This window comes from Agrococcus sp. ProA11, from assembly GCF_039880525.1.
GTDB classification, from domain to species: domain Bacteria; phylum Actinomycetota; class Actinomycetes; order Actinomycetales; family Microbacteriaceae; genus Agrococcus; species Agrococcus chionoecetis.
Map to the genome: position 1 here is coordinate 756,695 of NZ_CP156989.1, position 18,562 is coordinate 775,256.

The 18,562-nt window shown below is 71.5% G+C and carries 17 protein-coding genes; 12 read left to right on the forward strand and 5 right to left on the reverse strand.

Translation table 11 applies throughout. From position 1 onward, the window contains the following. Positions 1 to 102 precede the first annotated feature (102 nt). The 10 genes from ABG090_RS03615 to ABG090_RS03660 are packed head-to-tail and all read left to right on the forward strand — an operon-like array spanning position 103 to position 12,643. Positions 103 to 1,005 carry an ABC transporter permease gene (locus ABG090_RS03615; RefSeq protein ID WP_347756488.1) on the forward strand — a complete coding sequence of 301 codons (903 nt, stop codon included), beginning with the start codon at positions 103 to 105 and terminating at the stop codon, positions 1,003 to 1,005. Continuing rightward, the gene (locus ABG090_RS03620; RefSeq protein ID WP_347756490.1) at positions 1,002 to 1,886 is read left to right on the forward strand and encodes an ABC transporter permease; all 885 of its coding nucleotides are present in this window, start codon (positions 1,002 to 1,004) and stop codon (positions 1,884 to 1,886) included. The genes ABG090_RS03615 and ABG090_RS03620 overlap by 4 nt, the downstream gene beginning before the upstream one ends. Continuing rightward, complete coding sequence (gene murQ, locus ABG090_RS03625) at positions 1,883 to 2,800, forward strand: N-acetylmuramic acid 6-phosphate etherase (protein WP_347756492.1); 918 nt, start codon at positions 1,883 to 1,885, stop codon at positions 2,798 to 2,800. Before ABG090_RS03620 ends, murQ begins: the two co-directional genes overlap by 4 nt. Further along, positions 2,800 to 3,969, forward strand: a complete 1,170-nt coding sequence (locus ABG090_RS03630) for an anhydro-N-acetylmuramic acid kinase (protein ID WP_347756494.1) — start codon at positions 2,800 to 2,802, stop codon at positions 3,967 to 3,969. The genes murQ and ABG090_RS03630 overlap by 1 nt, the downstream gene beginning before the upstream one ends. Then, entirely contained in the window at positions 3,969 to 5,051 is a 1,083-nt protein-coding gene (locus ABG090_RS03635; RefSeq protein WP_347756496.1) for a dipeptide epimerase, read from the forward strand. The genes ABG090_RS03630 and ABG090_RS03635 overlap by 1 nt, the downstream gene beginning before the upstream one ends. Beyond that, entirely contained in the window at positions 5,048 to 6,187 is a 1,140-nt protein-coding gene (locus ABG090_RS03640) for a serine hydrolase domain-containing protein (protein ID WP_347756498.1), read from the forward strand. Before ABG090_RS03635 ends, ABG090_RS03640 begins: the two co-directional genes overlap by 4 nt. Then, a complete protein-coding gene (locus ABG090_RS03645) occupies positions 6,184 to 7,806 on the forward strand; it encodes an ABC transporter ATP-binding protein (RefSeq protein WP_347756500.1) in 1,623 nt (540 codons plus the stop codon). The genes ABG090_RS03640 and ABG090_RS03645 overlap by 4 nt, the downstream gene beginning before the upstream one ends. Further along, positions 7,803 to 8,567: a glucosamine-6-phosphate deaminase gene (locus ABG090_RS03650; RefSeq protein WP_347756502.1), complete on the forward strand. Its 765-nt coding sequence runs from the start codon at positions 7,803 to 7,805 to the stop codon at positions 8,565 to 8,567. Before ABG090_RS03645 ends, ABG090_RS03650 begins: the two co-directional genes overlap by 4 nt. A 58-nt stretch (positions 8,568 to 8,625) precedes the next feature. Then, positions 8,626 to 11,460: an FAD-binding and (Fe-S)-binding domain-containing protein gene (locus ABG090_RS03655; RefSeq protein ID WP_347756504.1), complete on the forward strand. Its 2,835-nt coding sequence runs from the start codon at positions 8,626 to 8,628 to the stop codon at positions 11,458 to 11,460. Next, the gene (locus ABG090_RS03660; RefSeq protein WP_347756506.1) at positions 11,438 to 12,643 is read left to right on the forward strand and encodes a hypothetical protein; all 1,206 of its coding nucleotides are present in this window, start codon (positions 11,438 to 11,440) and stop codon (positions 12,641 to 12,643) included. Before ABG090_RS03655 ends, ABG090_RS03660 begins: the two co-directional genes overlap by 23 nt. Positions 12,644 to 12,728: 85 nt before the next feature. On the opposite strand, the gene trxA is transcribed toward ABG090_RS03660, so the two are convergent. Further along, a complete protein-coding gene (gene trxA / locus ABG090_RS03665) occupies positions 12,729 to 13,178 on the reverse strand; it encodes a thioredoxin (protein WP_347756508.1) in 450 nt (149 codons plus the stop codon). Positions 13,179 to 13,266: 88 nt separating this feature from the next. Between trxA and ABG090_RS03670 the strand changes: the two genes are divergently transcribed. Together ABG090_RS03670 and ABG090_RS03675 are read left to right on the forward strand one after the other, a co-directional pair. Beyond that, positions 13,267 to 13,665, forward strand: a complete 399-nt coding sequence (locus ABG090_RS03670; RefSeq protein WP_347756510.1) for a DUF1304 domain-containing protein — start codon at positions 13,267 to 13,269, stop codon at positions 13,663 to 13,665. Further along, a complete protein-coding gene (locus ABG090_RS03675) occupies positions 13,665 to 14,069 on the forward strand; it encodes a hypothetical protein (protein ID WP_347756512.1) in 405 nt (134 codons plus the stop codon). The genes ABG090_RS03670 and ABG090_RS03675 overlap by 1 nt, the downstream gene beginning before the upstream one ends. A 198-nt stretch (positions 14,070 to 14,267) precedes the next feature. Here ABG090_RS03675 and ABG090_RS03680 read toward each other — a convergent pair whose 3' ends face one another. The 4 genes from ABG090_RS03680 to hpaD all read right to left on the reverse strand — a co-directional run bounded on the left by ABG090_RS03680 (position 14,268) and on the right by hpaD (position 18,558). Continuing rightward, positions 14,268 to 15,623, reverse strand: a complete 1,356-nt coding sequence (locus ABG090_RS03680) for a YihY/virulence factor BrkB family protein (protein WP_347756514.1) — start codon at positions 15,621 to 15,623, stop codon at positions 14,268 to 14,270. Between the two features lie 210 nt (positions 15,624 to 15,833). After that, on the reverse strand, positions 15,834 to 16,631 hold the full coding sequence (locus tag ABG090_RS03685; RefSeq protein WP_347756516.1) for an aldolase/citrate lyase family protein: 798 nt from the start codon (positions 16,629 to 16,631) through the stop codon (positions 15,834 to 15,836). Beyond that, complete coding sequence (locus ABG090_RS03690; protein ID WP_347757469.1) at positions 16,628 to 17,347, reverse strand: fumarylacetoacetate hydrolase family protein; 720 nt, start codon at positions 17,345 to 17,347, stop codon at positions 16,628 to 16,630. The genes ABG090_RS03685 and ABG090_RS03690 overlap by 4 nt, the downstream gene beginning before the upstream one ends. A gap of 113 nt (positions 17,348 to 17,460) precedes the next feature. Next, positions 17,461 to 18,558: a 3,4-dihydroxyphenylacetate 2,3-dioxygenase gene (hpaD, locus tag ABG090_RS03695; RefSeq protein ID WP_347756518.1), complete on the reverse strand. Its 1,098-nt coding sequence runs from the start codon at positions 18,556 to 18,558 to the stop codon at positions 17,461 to 17,463. Between the last annotated feature and the right edge of the window lie 4 nt (positions 18,559 to 18,562).

Here is an 18,562-nt window from a genome sequence, read left to right on the forward strand (position 1 = left end):
GGGCGCGAGCCCCGGCCGGACCGACGGAGCACCATGATTCAACGCATCCGCACATCGCCAGGCCTTCGCCGGCTCGGCAGCGCCCTGCTCACCCTGCTCGGGGTGGCCGTCGCAGTCTTCTTCATGCTGCGTGCCCTGCCCGGCGACCAGATCACGGCCGCGTTCGGCACAGAGGCCGCGGCGCTCAGTCCCGACCAGCGCGAGGCGCTCGAGGCGTATTACGGGCTCGACCAGCCGCTCATCGTGCAGTTCTTCACCTGGATCGGTGCGGTGCTGACCGGCAACCTCGGCTACTCCGCGCGGTCGCAGCAGAGCGTCCTGGAGATGACGGCCGCGGCCCTGCCCGTGACGCTCGAGCTCGCGGTGCTGGCGATCATCGTCGCCATCGCCATCGGCGTTCCCGTCGGAATGCTCGCCGCGTCGAAGCCCAACGCGCTGCGCGACTGGTTCGGGCAGGGGCTCGGCCTCGCCGGGCTCGGCGTGCCCGCCTTCCTGCTGGCGACGACGCTGCTCGCGGTGGCGGCATCCGGCTTCGGCTTCAACCCCAACGGCCGCGGCTTCGCGACCCTCATCCAAGACCCGCTGCTGAACCTGCAGCAGATGGCGCTCCCAGCGCTGGTGCTCGGGTTCGGCATCGCGGCCCCGATCATGCGCACGACTCGAACCGCGGTGCTCGAGGTGCGGGGTCTGGACTTCATCCGCACGGCGCGAGCGAAGGGTGTGCCGCCGAGGCGGCTGCAATGGAGGCACGTGCTGCGGAACGCGCTCGTGCCCATCGTCACCATGACCGGGCTGCAGTTCGGCTACCTGCTGGGCGGGGCGGTCGTCGTGGAGCAGATCTTCTCGCTGCCGGGTGTCGGCCGCCAGGTGCTGCTCGGCATCAACCAGTTCGAGTATGCGGTGGTGCAGAGCACCGTGCTCGTCATCGCCGTCATGTTCGTGATCGTCAACCTGCTGACGGATCTGCTCTACCGTCGCATCGACCCGAGGGTGCGTGCCGCATGAGTGCAACGACCACCGCGGTTCCCGCCTCGCCACGGCGCGCGGGCACCGACACCGCCCTGCGGCTGCTCCGCAGCCCGAGCGGCGCGACCGGCGGCGCCTTCGTGCTGACTCTGGCCGTCCTCGCGCTGCTGTCGGCAACCGGCGCGCTGCCGTTCGAGCCCGCCGCGCAGGACCCTGCGGTTCGGCTGCAGGCGCCCGGCGCCGTGCACTGGTTCGGCACCGATCAGTTCGGCCGCGACATCTTCGCCCGGGTCGCCTCCGGTGTAGCGAACTCCGCCCTGGTCGCGATCGTCGCCGTGACCGTCGCTGCCGTGGTCGGCACGCTCGCCGGCGTGGTGGCAGGGTTCGTGCGAGGCGCGGCGGATCTCGCCATCGGCGGTGTGACGAACGTGCTCTTCGCGTTCCCGCCGCTGCTGCTCGCGCTGACGCTCGCGTCGGTGCTGCAGCGCACCTGGTTCACCGTCGCGATCGCGATCGCCGTCGTCTACACACCGATCTTCGTGCGGGTCACGCGCGGCCCGGTCCTCAGCCTGCGCGAGGCAGACTACGTGCTTGCCGCGCGCGCCACCGGGATGCACGCGGCGAGCATCATGCTCCGCCACGTGCTGCCGAACATCACCGGCATCCTCATCGTGCAGATCACGCTGTCGCTGTCGTGGGGCGTGCTCACCGAGGCGTCGCTCAGCTTCCTGGGACTCGGCACACCGCCGCCTGCCGCATCGCTGGGATCGATGATCTTCGACGCCCGCACCCTCGTCACGGTGGCGCCATGGACGCTGCTCGCGCCAGGCGCTCTGCTCATCATGCTCGTCGTCGGCCTCAACCTGCTGGGCGATGGCCTGCGCGACGCCCTCGACCCGACCGGAAGGCGCTCACGGTGAACGCAAGAACTCCCCTCGAGCTGGATACGCTCACGACCGAGTCGGCCGACCCGCGGTTCGCGCAGATCGACCGGCTTCCGATCGCGCAGCTCGCGGCGCTCATGAACGACGCCGATCACGGAGTGCCGGCTGCGGTGCGTGCGGCGATGCCGCAGATCGTCGCGGCCCTGGAGGCCGCGGCTGAACGGATGCAGGCCGGTGGTCGCCTCATCTACGTCGGTGCCGGAACGCCCGGTCGGATCGGCGTGCTCGACGCGTCCGAGTGCCCGCCGACGTTCTCGTCGCCGCCGGAGCAGGTCTTCGCGATCATGGCGGGGGGCCCTGCCGCGATCGTGGATGCCGTCGAGGGCGCGGAAGACGACGCACCGGCAGGAGCCGCGGCGATCGACGCGGCCAATGTCGGGCCGCTCGACACCGTCATCGGCATTGCCTCGAGCGGCCGCACGCCCTTCGTGGTGGGCGCTGTGCGCCGTGCTCGAGCGCGAGGCGCGCTCGGTATCGGGCTCTCCTGCAACGAAGGCACCGAGCTCAGCGCCGTGGCCGAGCATGGCATCGAGGTCGTCGTCGGGCCCGAGTTCATCAGCGGCTCCACGCGGTTGAAGGCGGGGAGCGCCCAGAAGCTGGTGCTCAACATGTTCAGCACCATCGTGATGGTGCGGCTCGGCAAGACCTACGGCAACCTGATGGTCGACGTGCACGCCTCCAACGACAAGCTGCGGGAGCGTGCCGTGGGGATCGTGCGCACGATCACCGGCTCGAGTCGGCGCTCCGCGGTCGAGGCCCTCGAGGCCTGCGGCTACAGCGTCAAGGTTGCAGCGGTGATGCTCGGACGAGGAATGGATGTCGCTGGCGCCAGGAATGCGCTGGAGGCCACGGGCGGTCGGCTGCGCAGCGTTCTGGAGGGCGGGCAGTGATGCGCATCCTCGGCCTCATCTCGGGCACCTCCCACGATGGCATCGATGCCGCTGTCGTCGAGTTCCAGTCGGAGGGGCACGCGCTGGAGGGGCGAGTCCTGCACGCCGACTCCACCCCGTACAGCGCGCAGCTGCGCGAGAGCCTGCTCGCTTCCCTGCCCCCGCAGCCGTGCGATCTCGCCGAGGTGGCTCGACTGGACACGCGCATCGGTCAGGCGTTCGCGGACGCGGCTGCGGCGGCGATCGAGGCCGCCGGCCCGGTCGACCTGATCGTCTCGCACGGACAGACGGTCTTCCATTGGGTCGATGGGCGAGTCGTGCTCGGCACACTGCAGATCGGCCAGCCGGCGTGGATCGCCGAACGCACCGGCGTGCCCGTGCTCGCCGACGTGCGCGCACGCGACATCGCGGCAGGCGGCCAGGGCGCGCCGCTCGCCTCCACCCTCGACGCGCTGCTGCTCGCGGGTCGCGCCGGCCGACCGGCGGCGCTGAACCTCGGAGGCATCTCGAACGCCACCGTCGTGGACCCGGAGTCGCCGACGCTCGCGTGGGACATCGGGCCGGCGAACGCGCTCATGGACGCGGTGATCGTCGCGAGGGATGCCCATCCGGCTGGCTACGACCAGGATGGAGCCCTGGCGGCGGCGGGAACGGTCGACGACGGGCTGCTCGCGCTGCTGCTGGACAACCCGTACTACGCGCTGCAGGCGCCGAAGAGCACGGGCAAGGAGCTCTTCCACATGGACTACCTGCTGCGCGTGCTCGACGCGCACGGCACGCGCATCGGCACCGAGGATCTGCTCGCCACGCTTGCCGCCCTCACCACCCGCACCGTGGCCGATGCGCTGCTCGGGGCGGGCGTGACCGAGGTGTTCGTCTCCGGCGGCGGAGCTCGCAACCCTGTGCTGATGGACGGTCTCGCCGAGGCGATGCCCGGCGTGCGAGTGGGCACGACCGATGCACTGGGCGTAGGCGCCGACGAGAAGGAGGCCGTGCTCATGGCGCTGCTCGGCTGGCTGACCTGGCACGGCGTGCCCGCGAGCGTGCCGAGCGCGACTGGCGCAGCGGGCGAGCGCATCCTGGGAGCACTGACGCCGGGCGCTGGCCCGCTGCGCATGCCGGAGCCTCGGTCGGCGCCGAGCGCCGTGCGCTTCCACTCGGGGGACTGATGGCCGGCCGCATCAGCAGTCTGCGCACGCACCGCGCGACGGTGCCGCTGCGGCGACCGTTCACGACCGCAGTGCGCTCGACCGAGATGCTCGACGTGCTGCTCGTGGCCGTGGCCGATGAGGACGGCCGCCGAGGCTGGGGCGAGGTGGCGATGAGCTGGCGCGTCACGGGGGAGGGCACGACGGGCGCGGCGGCGGCGCTCGAGGGTCCGCTGCGCGAGGCCGTGCTGGGGCTGCCCATCGATGCGCCGCAGGTGTGGGCGCGCGCGATCCAGGGCGCGCTCGCCCGCAACAGCGCAGCCCGCGCCGCGCTCGACGCGGCCCTCTGGGATCTGCATGCGCAGCGGCTCGGGCTCCCGCTGCGCGAGGTGCTCGCGAACGATTCGGCGACGAGCGTGCGCACCGACATGACGATCGCGATCGGTCCGCTGGAGGATGCCCTGGCCGACGCGGCCGCGCACGTCGACCGAGGGTTCCGCACGTTGAAGGTCAAGGTCGGCACGGATCCGGCGCACGACGACAGGCTCGTGCGGGCGCTCCGCAGCGGGCCCGCGTCGGAATCGGCACTGCGCGTCGACGCGAATCAGGGATGGAGCGCGGACGACGCCATCCGGATACTGCGCGGCTGGGAGGACGACGGTCTGGGAATCGAGCTGGTTGAGCAACCGACGCGCGCCGACGACGTCGACGCCCTCGTCAGGGTGCGCGAGGCGGTCACGACGCCCGTGCTCGCGGACGAGTCGATGTGGGGCCAGCGCGACCTGCGAGAGCTGATCCGACGCGGCGCGGCAGATCTGGTCAACATCAAGCTGGCCAAGTGCGGCGGCGTCACAGCCGCACGCGAGCTGGCCGCTCTCGCGGCCGAGGGCGGCGTGGGCGTGATCATCGGCTGCATGCTCGAGTCGGTCGTGGGCGTGAGCGCGGCGGCGCACGTCGCGGCAACGCTGCCGCCCGCGGTGCACGACCTGGACGCCGCGCAGTGGCTGCGCCGCTCACCGGTCGAAGGGGGCGCACGCAGCGACGCGGATGCGCTCCTGCTCTCTGACGATCCTGGGCTGGGCATCCTCGGGGAGGCCGCATGAGCGGCACCCAGCTGCAGGCTGCGGCGGACGCGGTGGTGCGGCGGCGCGCCGACGGTCAGGCGCCGGCCGCGGCAGTGCTCGCCATCGCCGAGGGCGACGACGTGCATGCCGCTTCCGCAGGCGTCGCCGACCTGGAGCTCGGTGAGCACGCCAGCCTCGGTCACGCGCAGGATCTCGCCTCGGTGAGCAAGGTGCTCACGACGCTCGCCGTGCAGGCGCTCGCAAGCCGAGGAGAACTCGCGATGGAGTCCACGCTCGGCGAGATGCTCGGCGCGCGGGCCGGAGAGCACCGGGACGCGACCGTCGACGACCTGCTGCGCCACCGCGGGGGCATGCGCCCCTGGTGGCCGCTCTACCTCGATCCGACAGCGGTGGAGGACCCGGTCGCCGCCGGACTCGCGCTTGCCCCGGCCGGGCAGCCGGGGGCCGCCCGGCGCTACTCCGACCTCGGCATGCAGGCGCTCGGGGCAGTCGTCCAGGCGGTCGCGGGCGCGCCGTTCGCGGATGCCGTCGGCGAGCTGGTGCTCGCTCCGCTCGCCATCACCTCGGTGACGCCTGGCGCGCCCCGCGATGCAGCACCGACGCTGACCGGACCCGATGGTGACGCGATCGAGCAGTCCATGGTGCGCACGGGCCGGCCTTATCCGGTCGACGTCGACGACACCGGCTTCGGCTGGCGCTCCTCGCCCGTGCGCCGCTCGATTGCGGACGGCAACGCCTTCCACGCCTTCCGCGGCGCTGCCGGGCACGCCGGCTGGTTCGGGGATGTCGACGGGCTGCTCCGCCTTGCCGGCGCGCTCGCCGTCCCTGCGATGCTCGGCATCTCACCTCGGCACGCGCAAGGGCTCCGCATCGCGCTCGACCCGGGACAGGGGCAGGGCGTCCGCCACTATCGCGTGCGCTGGCGCGGGCGCGATCGACTGCTCATCGGCCATCCAGGCTTCACCGGTGCCTTCGTCGGCGCCGCCGCGGCCAGCGGACCGGATCCAGCGCTGCGCATTGCGCTGCTGTGCAATCGGCTCCACGGCCAGCCCGCCCCGACCATCGACCACCTCGTGGACGTGGAGCGCCTCTGGCGATCCGCGCTCGCTGAGGCAGACACCATCCTGCATCCCACCACCGGAGGACGACCGTGACGACCCCCCTGCTCTCCGTGCGCGACCTGCGCGTCGCGTTCCGCACGCCCAGCGGCAGCTTCGAAGCCGTGCGCGGCGTCACCTTCGACATCGCGCCGGGCGAGACGGTCGCCGTAGTCGGCGAGTCAGGCTCCGGCAAGTCGACGATCGCGTCGTCGATCAACCGTCTGCTCGCCGACAACGGTCGCATCGCGAGTGGCAGCATCCGCTTCGAGGGTGAGGAGCTCGCGACCGCATCGGAGCGCACCATGCGCGGATTGCGAGGCGCAGGCATCGGCCTGGTGCCGCAGGATCCGATGTCCAACCTGAACCCTGTGCACACCGTGGGCGCCCAGATCGCCGAGGCGCTGCAGGTCCACGGCCGGGGTGGTGCCGACCGAGGGCGCGCACGCACGCTCGAACTGCTCGCGATGGTCGGCATCCCAGAGCCCGAGCAGCGCTTCGACCAGTACCCGCATGAATTCTCGGGCGGCATGCGCCAGCGTGCGCTCATCGCCATGGGGCTGGCGTGTGAGCCCCGACTGCTCATCGCCGACGAGCCGACCAGCGCGCTCGACGTCACGGTGCAGCGGCGCATCCTGGACACGCTCGGCGACCTCACCGCGCGCTCCGGCACCGCCGTCCTGCTCATCACCCACGACCTGGCGCTCGCGGCAGAGCGAGCAGACCGGGTGCTCGTGATGCTGCGAGGCGAGCTCGTCGAGTCGGGCCCCGCCCGCGAGATCCTCGAGCGACCGCAGCACGAGTACACGCAGCGACTGGTGCTCGCTGCGCCGAGCCTCGTCACGACGGCGCTCGTCGCGCCTGTCGCGGCCGCCGATCGACCCGCGCCGATCGCGCAGCTCGAGGGCGTCGGTCGCAGCTACCGGCTGCGGGGCGCGGCCCGCCACACCGACTTCTGGGCGGCGCGGGAGGTGTCCTTCAGCATCCCCCGCGGCCAGACGGTCGCGATCGTGGGCGAGTCGGGATCCGGCAAGTCGACGACCGCGAAGATGCTGCTGGGATTGGAGGACGCGACCGAGGGTCGAATCACGATCGAGGGCCAGGACTTCACCGGCCTCTCGCGGCGCGAGGTGCTCGCCATGCGACGACGCGTGCAACCCGTCTTCCAGAACCCCTTCGGGTCGCTCGACCCCAGATACACGATCGCCGCGACGATCGCCGAGCCGCTGCGCGTGCATCGCGTGGGCGGTCGTCGATCGCGCCAGGAGCGCGTGCGCGAGCTGCTCGACCAAGTGGCGCTGCCGGCGGACGCGGCGGAGCGGCTGCCCCACGAGCTCTCCGGAGGGCAGCGCCAGCGCGTCGCGATCGCCCGCGCGCTCGCCCTCGAGCCCCAGCTCGTCGTCCTCGACGAGGCGGTCTCCGCGCTGGACGTGCTCGTGCAGGCGCAGATCCTCGATCTGCTCGTCCGCCTCCAGCGCGAGTTGTCGCTCAGCTATCTGTTCATCAGCCATGACCTCGCGGTGGTGAACATGATCGCGCACGAGGTGCACGTCATGCAGCGCGGGCGGATCGTGGAGTCGGGCACACCGCTCCAGCTCTTCTCCGCACCGACCGAGGCGTACACGCGCGAGCTGATCGCAGCGATCCCCGGCGCATCGCTGGCCACCGGCCGATGATGGGCGGCTCGTCGGTGCTGCACCTGGCCGAGGATCGTGCCAGCGCCGGGCGTCTCGTCGCCGACCGCGTGGCGGCCGCGCTGCACGCGCGGAAGGACGCCGTGCTCGGTGTCGCAACCGGCTCCACGCCGGAGCCCGTCTGGGCGGCGCTGGCCGAGCGAGCGCTCGATCTCGCACGCGTGCGCGCCTTCGCGCTCGACGAGTACTTCGACATCGCCGAGGATCATCCGGAGCGATACCGCGCCGTGGTGGAGCGAGAGATCGTCCGCCCGCTTGGGCTCGATCCGGCACTGGTGCGCACTCCCGGTGACGATGGTCGGGACGCGGGCGCCCCTGAGCGCTTCGAACATGCGCTCGCGGCGGCCGGCGGTATCGACATGCAGGTGCTGGGGATCGGCAGCAACGGCCACATCGCCTTCAACGAGCCAGGCTCCGCGTTCGACTCGCGCACGAGGATCGCGCGGCTCACGGAGGAGACGCGCCGCGACAACGCACGCTTCTTCTCGTCGCTCGACGACGTGCCGCGCCGCTGCATCACCCAGGGGATCGGCACGATCCTGGAGGCGCGGAGCATCGTGCTGCTCGCCTTCGGGCCGCACAAGGCGCCTGCGATCGCCGCGGCGCTGGAGGGCCCGGTCACGACGGCGATGCCGGCGTCAGCGCTGCAGCTGCACCCTCGCGTCACCGTGGTCGTCGATCGGGCCGCGGCGGCGGGATTGCGTCATCCCGAGCGCCTGCGCAGCGCAGGCGAGCTCGTCTAGACAGCCCGCACGCCGGCTCGTCGAGCCGGGAAGATCACAGAGCACGACGAGGAGCATCATGCCAGCATCGATCATCCGCCCGGGTGTGCCGACGGGCGTGACCGACGCCATCGCCGACCCGCAGCGCATCCGCACCCGTCCGATCGATCTCGCGGCGTACGCGGCCGACGCTTCGCATTACCTCTTGACCCCGGCCGCGGTCGTGATCGCCGACTCCGCGGAGGAGGTCGCGCGCATGCTCGCCGCGGCATCGCAGTCGGGCGCCGCGATCACGCTGCGCTCCGGCGGCACGAGCCTGTCGGGCCAGGCGTCCGGCGACGGCATCCTGGTCGACGTGCGGCAGCGCTTCCGCGGCATCACGGTGCTGGACGGCGGACGGCGCGTGCGCGCGCAGTCGGGCGCGACCGTGGCGCAGGTGAATGCGCGCCTGACACGACTCGGATATCGCCTCGGCCCGGATCCCGCGAGCGAGACCGCCTGCACGATCGGCGGCGTGGTCGCGAACAACTCCAGCGGCATGGCCTGCGGCGTCGACGAGAACGCCTATCGCACGCTCGAGTCGATGGTGCTGGTGCTGCCATCGGGCACTGTGGTCGACACCGGGCGGGAGGACGCGAACGAGCAGCTGCGCCGCGCGGAGCCAGCGCTCGTGGACGGCCTCGAGCGCCTGCGGCGCCGCGTGCGCGAGGATCCGAGCTCTGTCGCTGCCATCCGGCGACAGTTCGCGTTGAAGAACACTATGGGCTACGGCATCAACGCCTTCCTCGACGCGGAGTCGCCCGCCGACCTGCTGCAGCGGCTCGTGATCGGATCGGAGGGCACGCTGGCGTTCGTCGCGGAGGCCACCTTCCGCACGGTGCCAGTGCTGCCGCTGGCGAGCACGGCGCTGGCCGTCTTCCCGACGCTTGACGCCGCCACGCGCGTGCTGCCTGCGCTGGTCGGCTCCGGCGCCGCGACCATCGAGCTCATGGACGCGACCTCGCTCGCGGTCGGGCAGCGGCTGGCGGGCGCTCCGGAGTCGATCCTCGGGTTCGAGCCCGATGAGCACGCGGCCCTGCTCATCGAGTATCGCGCGACCGAGCCCGAGGCGCTCGCAGCCGCGGGCGCGGCCGGCACGGCAGCCCTCGCCGCCGCGCAGCTCCGAGCGCCCGCAGTCTTCGGCGCGGACGCCGCCGAACGTGCGCGCGCGTGGGCGCTCCGCAAGGGGCTCTACGCGTCGGTCGCGGGAGCCCGGCCGAGCGGCACGACCGCGCTGCTCGAGGACGTCGTGGTCCCTCCAGGGGCGCTCGCCGACACCTGCGCCGGACTGCAGTCCCTCTTCGAGCGGCACGCCTACCGCGACGCGGTGATCTTCGGCCATGCCAAGGACGGCAACATCCACTTCATGCTGACCGACCGCTTCGACAGCGACGCGGCGCTCGCGCGCTTCGACGAGTTCACCGACGCGATGGTCGACCTGGTGCTCGACGCTGGTGGCAACCTGAAGGCCGAGCACGGCACGGGCCGAGCGATGGCGCCGTACGTCCGCCGCCAGTACGGCGACGAGCTGTATGGGGTGATGGTCGAGCTCAAGCGGCTGTGCGACCCGGCGGGGATCATGAATCCCGGAGTGCTCATCGAGGATGACCCTGGAGCGCACCTGCGCCACATCGCCCTGCCCCCGACCGTCGACGCCGAGGTCGACCGATGCGTGGAGTGCGGCTACTGCGAGCCGGTGTGCCCCAGCCGCGATCTGACGCTCACGCCGCGCCAGCGCATCGTGGTGCGCCGGGCGGCGGAGACCGCGCGGCTGCATGGCGACGACGCGTTGGCCGCGGAGCTGGACGCCGACTATGGGTATGCAGGAATTCAGACGTGCGCGGTCGACGGGATGTGCGGCACCGCCTGCCCCGTGCAGATCGACACCGGCCGACTGGTGAAGCGGTTGCGGCAGGAGACGGCGAACCCTGTCGCGGCAGCTGGCTGGGCAGCGGCCGGCCGAGCATGGGGCCCCGTCACGCGGGTCGGGTCTGGCGCCCTCTCGATCGCCGATCGTGCCCCGGCGCCGCTCGTGCGCGCCGCCACCGACGGCGCACGCGCGTTGCTCGGGCACGAGACGATGCCGCGCTACTCGGCGGAGCTCCCCGGTGGCGGCAGCTCCCGGCGCAGCCTCGGAAGCACGGTCGGTGCCCCCGACGGGCGAATCGCGGGCATCTACGTACCGGCGTGCGTGAACAGCATGTTCGGGCCGGCGGAAGGCGCCGATGGCGTCATGAGCGCGTTCCGGCGACTGCTCGAGCGCGCAGGGCTGGCGATGCTCGTGCCCGAGGGCGTCGAGTCGACCTGCTGCGGCACGCCGTGGTCGTCGAAGGGCTTCGTCGCCGGTGCCGACGCCAATCGCGCGCGCACGGTCGAGCGGATCGCTGCCGCTGCCGCCGATGGCCTCACGGTGGTGACGGACGCGAGCAGCTGCACCGAGGGATTCACGGCGCTGCTCGCAGAGGCCGCGATCCCAGTCGAGGACGTCCTGGCATTCGCGTCCCGGGAACTGCTGCCGGCACTCCGGGTCGAGCGGTCCATCCCGACACTCGTGCTGCATCCCACGTGCTCGTCGCTGCAGCTCGGGCTCGACGCCGATCTTCGCGCGATCGCTGCCGCCGTGGCTGTCGACGTGCGGATCCCCGATGCCTGGGGCTGCTGCGGGTTCGCCGGAGACCGAGGCATGCTGCATCCTGAGCTCACCGCGGCAGCAACGGCGGCGGAGGCAGCCGAGGTGCGGGCGATCGGCGGCGATGCGCACGCATCCTGCAACCGGACCTGCGAACTGGGCATGACGCGAGCAACCGGCGAGTCGTACCGGCATGTGCTCGAGCTGCTTGCGGAGGCTGCGGATGCGGCGCACGCGGGTGGCTGAGCAGGAGGCGCAGCAGCGGCGCCTTCGCATGGGCGCGCTCTTCCTCGTATTCGGGTCGCTGGGTGCGTCCGCTGCTGCCATCCCGGCCACCTTGCCGGCCGCCATCGCCGACGCGCCGGAGGCAGCGGCCATCGTGGGAGCGGCGGTGCCAGCGCTCTTCGCTGGCGTGCTGGTGGGCGTCGTCCTCAGCGCATGGTGGGCGCGACCTCCGGTGCACATCGCGATCGCCGGGAGCGCGCTTCAGTCGGGCGCGTTCCTCGGCCTCCTGATCGCTGCGGGCCCTCACGCGATGATCGCTCTGGCCGCACTGGTCGGGGTGGGGTTCGGCCTCGTCGAGGCTTCGGCGACCGGGCTGGTGCGCGACCTCGATCGCGCGTCGACCGCCCGACGGCTGACGGCACTGACCGGCACCGTCGCTATCGTCGCCGCCGCGTTGCCGCTCTCGGTCTCGATCCTCGCCCCGTCGGCGATCGCCAATGTGACCTACGTGATGGTCGCGGTGCTCCAGTGCTTGGCGGCGGTCGCGCTGGCGATCACAGCCCGCGACCATGGGTCGACTCGACCCGAGCTGCACGTGGGGGCGGTGCGCGGTGCCGGAGGCGCCGAGCGGGCGCCGATCCGCTTGGCCGCGGCAGGCCTGGCGCTCGCGCTCGCGGTGGGCGCGGAGTCGGTGCTCGCGGGCAATTCGGCGATCGTTCCGTTCGTGCTGCTGGATCTCGATCCTTCGCATGCGGCCGTCGGCACCACCGTGTTCTGGATCCTGCTCGCGAGCGGCAGGTTCGCCGCGTCGAGCGCAATGCACGCGGGCGCGACGGCCCGATTGTGTCTGGCGGTCGCGGGCGGGACTGCCGCCATCGCGCTGCTGGTCGCCGCTGCGACGGTCTCCGTCGCGCCCGCGGCAGGCACCGGCGCCGCGGCACTCGCGGTGGTCGCGATCGGGCCGATGTATTCGCTGCTCATCGGTATGGCGCTGGAGGGAGCACGAGCGCGCTGGGCCGCCAGCGCGCTCATCGCCGCGGGCTCGACAGGCGGTGCGGCGCTGCCGTTCGCGCTGCTGCTTGCCGGGCTCGGAGCCGCCGATGCAGCGATGTGGATCGTGCTCGCTGCCGCGATCATCGGGACCGCGTGCATCAGCGCGATCGCGAGCATCGTCGCGAGGCGCCCGCATCATCAGGCCACCTGAGTCCCATCAGCCGCGGCTCGCCGCGAGAGCGGCTGCTCTCGCGGCGACCCGCACTGACGCGCCACCCTGGCGGTAGAGACGATGCTCAGGCGCGGTCTGCGTGCACCTGCTCGTCGCTCGCCTGGTCGGCGTGCACCTGCTCGTCGCTCGCCTCGCCCGCGTTCGTCTGCTCGGCCGAGGCCTGCTCGGCGATCTTGGCGTGCACCTCGTCCATGTCGAGGTCGCGCACCGCGGTGATCAGCTGCTCCAGCTGCGCGCCGGGCAGCGCGCCTGCCTGCGAGAAGACCAGCACGCCGTCGCGGAACGCCATGAGCGTCGGGATCGAGGTGATCTGGAAGCCGGCGGCAAGCTCCTGCTCGGCCTCGGTGTCGACCTTGCCGAACACGATGTCGCTGTGCTGCTCCGACGCCTGCTCGAAGATGGGGCCGAACTGACGGCACGGGCCGCACCATGCGGCCCAGAAGTCCAGCAGCACGATGCCGCCGTCGTTGATCGTCTGCTCGAGGGTGTCCTTGGTGATGTCGGTCGTAGCCATCAGATCATTCTACACGGCGAAAGCGTATACCCCAAGGGGGTATACGAAGTCTCTCTCGGAACGGTCATCGGCGCCTACACTGAGCGGCATGGACATCGCCGTGATCGCCAGCATCGCCGCTGCGCTGGCCGCCGCTGTGCACGGCTACATCTTCGTGCTGGAGACGCTGCGGTGGGAGGCTCCTGGCACTCGGCGGATCTTCGGCACGAGCGCCGAGCAGGCGGCACAGTCGAAGCAGCTCGCCGGCAACCAGGGCGTCTACAACCTGCTGCTCGGCGTCGCGGCCATCGCCGGCGTGCTGGCGGTGCTCGCCGGGGCGCGGCTCACCGGCATCGCCGTAGTGCTCACCGCGACGGGCATCATGCTCGCCGCCGCGCTGTACCTCGTCGTCTCCGACCGGACGAAAGTGCGGCCGGCGCTCGTGCAGGGCTTCTTCCCCGCCATCGCTGTCGTCACCGGGCTCATCGCGCTCGGGCAGGTCGTCTGATGGGTCGGGGCGCGCGCCGGGCTGCCCGCCTTGCCCTCGGCGGGGCGCTGATCTTCGCTGGCATCAGCCACCTGACGTTCGCGCGCAAGGACTTCCGTGCGCAGGTGCCCCACACCGCCGTCGAGCTCGGCCCGCTCGACGAGGATCAGGTGGTGCTCGCCTCGGGTGTGGTCGAGGTCGCGCTGGGCAGTGCGATCGCCTTTGCGCCCCGCGGCATCCGTCCGCTCGTGGGGTCGGCTGCAGCCGCCTTCTTCGCCGCGGTCTTCCCGGGCAACATCGCGCAGTGGCTGAACCACCGCGACGCGTTCGGCCTCGACACCGACGAGCGTCGCTTCGGCCGGCTCTTCTTCCAGCCGGTGCTGATCGCCTGGGCGCTCTGGTCGACGCGCGCGCCCCGCGACTGACCGGAGCCGCCCGCCAGCCGAGTCGCCCGCCGACCGAGCTGCCGTTGCGCTCGCTGCCGCCCGGCCGCCGCACGGCCCTCCGCCGACCGGTGCAGTCCTGCCTGAGCGGTGCTGCTATGCCAGCACCAGTCGCGCGGAAATGCCCCAGTCGGTCGGTGCGAGCGCCGAGGCGGGTCGGCGGAGCGGCGGACGTTGCGGTCAGCGGCGTCTGCCGAGGGGGATGATTCCGAAGAGCTTCCGCTTTGTGCCAGCGGCACCACGTCGCGATCGTCGTGATTCGCGCGAGCTCTGCGCGGTGCCGGAGCCCTCGCGCACATCGCGACCGTCGCCGCCGGAGCGATCATCGCCGCCGTCGCGGTCGGCGCCGTCACTTCCGCGGTCGCTGTCGTTGCCGCTCTTGCCGCCGCTCTCGCTGTCGCCCTTGTCGTCGTCGCCGAACCCATCGTGGCCGGCCGCGGCGGCGAGATGCCGCGCGCGCAGCGCCCGACCGTCGGCCTCGAGGTCGTCGCGCGCTGCGGCCATCTTCTCGACCTTCTTCGTATCCCGCGGCGGCAGCTGGATCATGGTTTCGGCCGCGATGCCCGCCTGCAGCTGCCGCGCGCGTTCGACCTCGGCATCGACCTCCGCGCCGAGCAGCAGCACGATGTTGAAGATCCACAGCACGAACAGCAGGGCCATGACGCCACCGATCGCGCCGTAGGCACTGTAGCCCGAGGACAACGCGAAGTAGACGGAAAGTGCAACGGATGCGATCGCGATGCCGAGGATCGCGACGATCGAGCCGATGCTCACCCAGGTGAACTTCGGCTGCTGCAGGTTGGGAGCGAGGTAGTAGAGCAGCGCGATCATCAGCACGACGAGCGCGAGGATCACCGGCCACTTGACCCAGGCCCAGATCGGCAGGAACGTCTGCGTCATGAACGCGAGCAGATCGCCAAGCCCGAGCGGCTCCGCAATCGGCCCGAGCACGCCCGTGACGAGAGCCTCGTTGAGCGCGATCGACACGAGGATGAGCACGACGCCGGTGAGCAGCGCCACGGTGATGAGGAGCATCGTGGCGGTCTGCTTGAGGAATCCGCGCCCTTCCTCGATGCCGTAGACGATGTTCATGCACCGAGAGAAGGCCTTCACATACGCGGATGCCGACCAGACTGCGGCCACGATGCCGATGATGAGGGCAATGACGCCGCCGGTCGCGGACTCGGACATCGTCTCGACGAGGTTCGTCACGATCGGTCGGGCGTCTTCCGGCACTGCCTGTCGCACGACGTCGTCGACGAGCGTCGTCACGGTCTGCGCATTGTTCGCGAGCACGAGCGTGATGATCGAGAACACCGCGAGCAGGCCCGGCGCGAGCGAGAGGACCATGTAGTACGTCAGCGTCGCCGCCAGGTCGGTGGCGTGGTCGCTGCCGAATTCCTTCAGCGCCCGCTTGAACGCGTACTTCCAGCTCGATCCCGCGAGCTTGGGCGGATCATCCGGCTTCGCGTCATGATCAGGCCCCGGCGCATCCGCGGCGTCGAGGGTGGCGTCAATGGGGTCTCTGCTCGACACGACGTGTCCTCTCGCCCGGGAACGGATGCGGCAGCACTGTACCCCGGCGCGATCCGTGCCGCCTGCACGTGAGCGACCGGGGCGGCAGCGCCCGAGCGGTGCGGGCAGGACAGCACCGCTCGGGCACGCCAGCACCGCTCGGGCACGCCAGCACCGCTCGGGCAGAAGAGCACCGCTCGCGCAGCGCGCGGCGCGCTGGCGAGCGCGCGCCTAGTAGGAGTCGGTCTCGGTGCGCGTGCGCTTCAGCCGCGCCACCGCCGCCTCGGAGCCGCGCGCCATGAGCGTCACATCCGCCGCGACGAACACGAAGGAGGCGCCGCGCGCGATGCAGCGGTCGGCGTCGGCCGGCGCGAAGGTGTTCACGCCCACCGGCTTGCCGGCCGCGACCACCGCGTCGATCACCGCGTCGACCGCGTCGACCACCGCGGGCTCCGAGGCCTGTCCGGGGTAGCCCATCGAGCCAGCCAGGTCGGCGGGCCCGATGAAGACGGCATCCACGCCATCGACGGCGGCGATCGCTGCGGCGTTCGCCGCCGCATCCGCCGTCTCGATCTGCACGGTCACCGACACGTGCTGGTCGGCGTCCTGCACATAGCCAGGGATGCGGCCCCAGCGCGACGAGCGCGCCAGCGCCGAGCCGATGCCCCGCACGCCCTCGCGCTCACCGGCGGCGCCGGGGTAGCGCGCGGCGCGCACGGCGGCCCGTGCGTCGTCGGCGCTCGAGACCATCGGCACGAGCACGTTCTGCGCGCCCAGGTCGAGCACCTGCTTGATGAGCACCGGGTCGTTCCACGGCACCCGCACGATGGTCGTGACCGGATAGCCGGCGGCGGCCTGCAGGATCGGCAGCATCTCCGAGATCGAGATGGGGCCGTGCTCGCCGTCGACGAGCAGCAGGTCGGCGCCGGAGCCGGCCATGATCTCGGCCGCCACGGCGCTGCCGGATGCGTTCCAGAGGCCGACGAGCGGAGCGTCAGCGCCCGCCAGGGCGTCGCGGAAGGTGCTCAATGGAACGTCACCTCGACCGTGCCCATGTCCTGGAACTCGGCGCGGACGACATCGCCGGGCTGCACCCAGACCGGCCGCGTGAACGAGCCGGCGAGGATGAGCTCGCCGGCCTCCAGTCGGTCGCCGTGCTGCGCGAGCTTGCCGGCCAGCCAGGCGACGCCGAGGGCAGGATGCCCCAGCACGCCACCGGAGACGCCGGTCTCGACGATCTCGTCGTTCACCTTGCAGAGCGCACCGACCCACGACAGGTTGCGGTCTCGCGGGCCGATCTCGTGATCGCCGACGACGACCGCGCCGAGCGCCGCGTTGTCGCTGATCGTGTCGACGATGGTGCGGCCGGAGAGCTCGATGTGGGAGTCGAGGATCTCGAGCGCCGGCACCACCACCTCGGTGGCGTCGAGCACCTGCTCGACCGTCAGGCCCTCGCCCTCGAGCGGCGCCTTGAGCACGAAGGCCAGCTCGACCTCGACGCGCACGTTCGACCACTGCGCATGCTCGAGCGACTCGCCGGAGCGGTAGGTCTGATCGGCGAAGATCACGCCGTAGTCGGGCTCGGTGATGCCGGTGGCGAACTGCATCGCCTTGCTCGTCAGGCCGATCTTGCGCCCGACGAGCCTGGCGCCGCCCTGCTCGCGCCGCGTGCGCCAGATGCGCTGCACCGCGTAGGAGTCCTCGATCGTCGCCTCCGGGTAGCGCGCCGAGATCTTCTCGATCATGCCGCGCGAGCGCGTGGCCTCCGCGAGCTCGTCGGCGAGCTGCCGCACGGTGACGTCGTCGAGGCCGCGGCTCGGACCGGCGGGAACGGCCCCGGCCGGCACAGCTCCGGCGCTCAAACCTGGTTGCCCATCTTGAAGCCGACCTCTTCGGCCGGTTCGCCCTGCATGGCGTCGCCGGGGGCGCGGGTGTACGAGAAGCCGTCGGCACCGACGGTGACGGCCATCTCGCTCGAGTCGGTGCGCTCGATGACCGGCTGCGGGTTGCCGTCGAGGTCGAGCACGAGCGATGCCTCGGTGTACCAGGAGGGCACGACCGGGTTTCCCCACCAGTCGCGGCGCTGGTTGTCGTGCACATCCCACGTCACGGTCGGATTGTCGGGGTCGCCGGTGTAGTAGTCCTGCGTGTAGATCTCGACGCGGTGGCCGTCCGGATCGAGGATGTAGAGGTAGAACGCGTTCGAGACGCCGTGACGGCCGGGGCCGCGCTCGATGCGGTCGCTGATGCGCAGGGCGCCCATCTTGTCGCAGATCTGGATGATGTTGTGCTTCTCGTGGGTCGAGAAGGCGATGTGGTGCATGCGCGGCCCGTCGCCACCGGTGAGCGCCGTGTCGTGCACGGTCTGCTTGCGGTGCATCCAGGCGGCGTAGGTCACGCCCTGGTCGTCCTGGATGTCCTCCGAGACGCGGAAGCCCAGATCCTCGAGGTAGGCGCGGCCGCGCGGCACGTCGGGCACCACCTGGTTGAAGTGGTCGAGGCGCACGAGCTCGCCGGCCGAGTAGAGGTCGTAGCGCTGCGTGAGCCGCTCGACGTGCTCGGTGGCGTAGAAGAACTCGTAGGGGAAGCCGAGCGGATCCTCGACGCGCACGCTGTCGCCGAAGCCCTTCTGGAAGCCGTCCGTGCGACGCTCCGTGCGGCAGCCGAGCTCCCGGTAGTAGGCCTCGGCCGCGTCGACGTCCTCCGGCGTGCGCACCCGGTAGGCGAACGCGGCGACCGCGGCCACCGGACCCTTGCGCAGCACGATGTTGTGGTGGATGAACTCCTCGAACGACCGCAGGTAGATCGCCTCGTCGTCCTCCTCCGTCACGTGCAGGCCGAGCAGGTCGACGTAGAACTTGCGGCTGGCCTCGAGGTCGGTGACCACGAGATCCATCGCAGCGCAGCGCACGATGTCGGGGGCCGGCACCGAGGGGGTGGGGATCTTGTCGCTCATGATT

What these genes read in the sequence shown, in the direction of transcription:
- ABG090_RS03620 (WP_347756490.1), top strand. Translation starts at nt 1,002, where the DNA reads ATGAGTGCAACGACCACCGCGGTTCCCGCCTCGCCACGGCGCGCGGGC.
- ABG090_RS03630 (WP_347756494.1), top strand. Translation starts at nt 2,800, where the DNA reads ATGCGCATCCTCGGCCTCATCTCGGGCACCTCCCACGATGGCATCGAT.
- ABG090_RS03635 (WP_347756496.1), top strand. Translation starts at nt 3,969, where the DNA reads ATGGCCGGCCGCATCAGCAGTCTGCGCACGCACCGCGCGACGGTGCCG.
- ABG090_RS03640 (WP_347756498.1), top strand. Translation starts at nt 5,048, where the DNA reads ATGAGCGGCACCCAGCTGCAGGCTGCGGCGGACGCGGTGGTGCGGCGG.
- ABG090_RS03650 (WP_347756502.1), top strand. Translation starts at nt 7,803, where the DNA reads ATGATGGGCGGCTCGTCGGTGCTGCACCTGGCCGAGGATCGTGCCAGC.
- ABG090_RS03655 (WP_347756504.1), top strand. Translation starts at nt 8,626, where the DNA reads ATGCCAGCATCGATCATCCGCCCGGGTGTGCCGACGGGCGTGACCGAC.
- ABG090_RS03660 (WP_347756506.1), top strand. Translation starts at nt 11,438, where the DNA reads ATGCGGCGCACGCGGGTGGCTGAGCAGGAGGCGCAGCAGCGGCGCCTT.
- trxA (WP_347756508.1), bottom strand. Translation starts at nt 13,178, where the DNA reads ATGGCTACGACCGACATCACCAAGGACACCCTCGAGCAGACGATCAAC.
- ABG090_RS03670 (WP_347756510.1), top strand. Translation starts at nt 13,267, where the DNA reads ATGGACATCGCCGTGATCGCCAGCATCGCCGCTGCGCTGGCCGCCGCT.
- ABG090_RS03675 (WP_347756512.1), top strand. Translation starts at nt 13,665, where the DNA reads ATGGGTCGGGGCGCGCGCCGGGCTGCCCGCCTTGCCCTCGGCGGGGCG.
- ABG090_RS03690 (WP_347757469.1), bottom strand. Translation starts at nt 17,347, where the DNA reads ATGATCGAGAAGATCTCGGCGCGCTACCCGGAGGCGACGATCGAGGAC.
- hpaD (WP_347756518.1), bottom strand. Translation starts at nt 18,558, where the DNA reads ATGAGCGACAAGATCCCCACCCCCTCGGTGCCGGCCCCCGACATCGTG.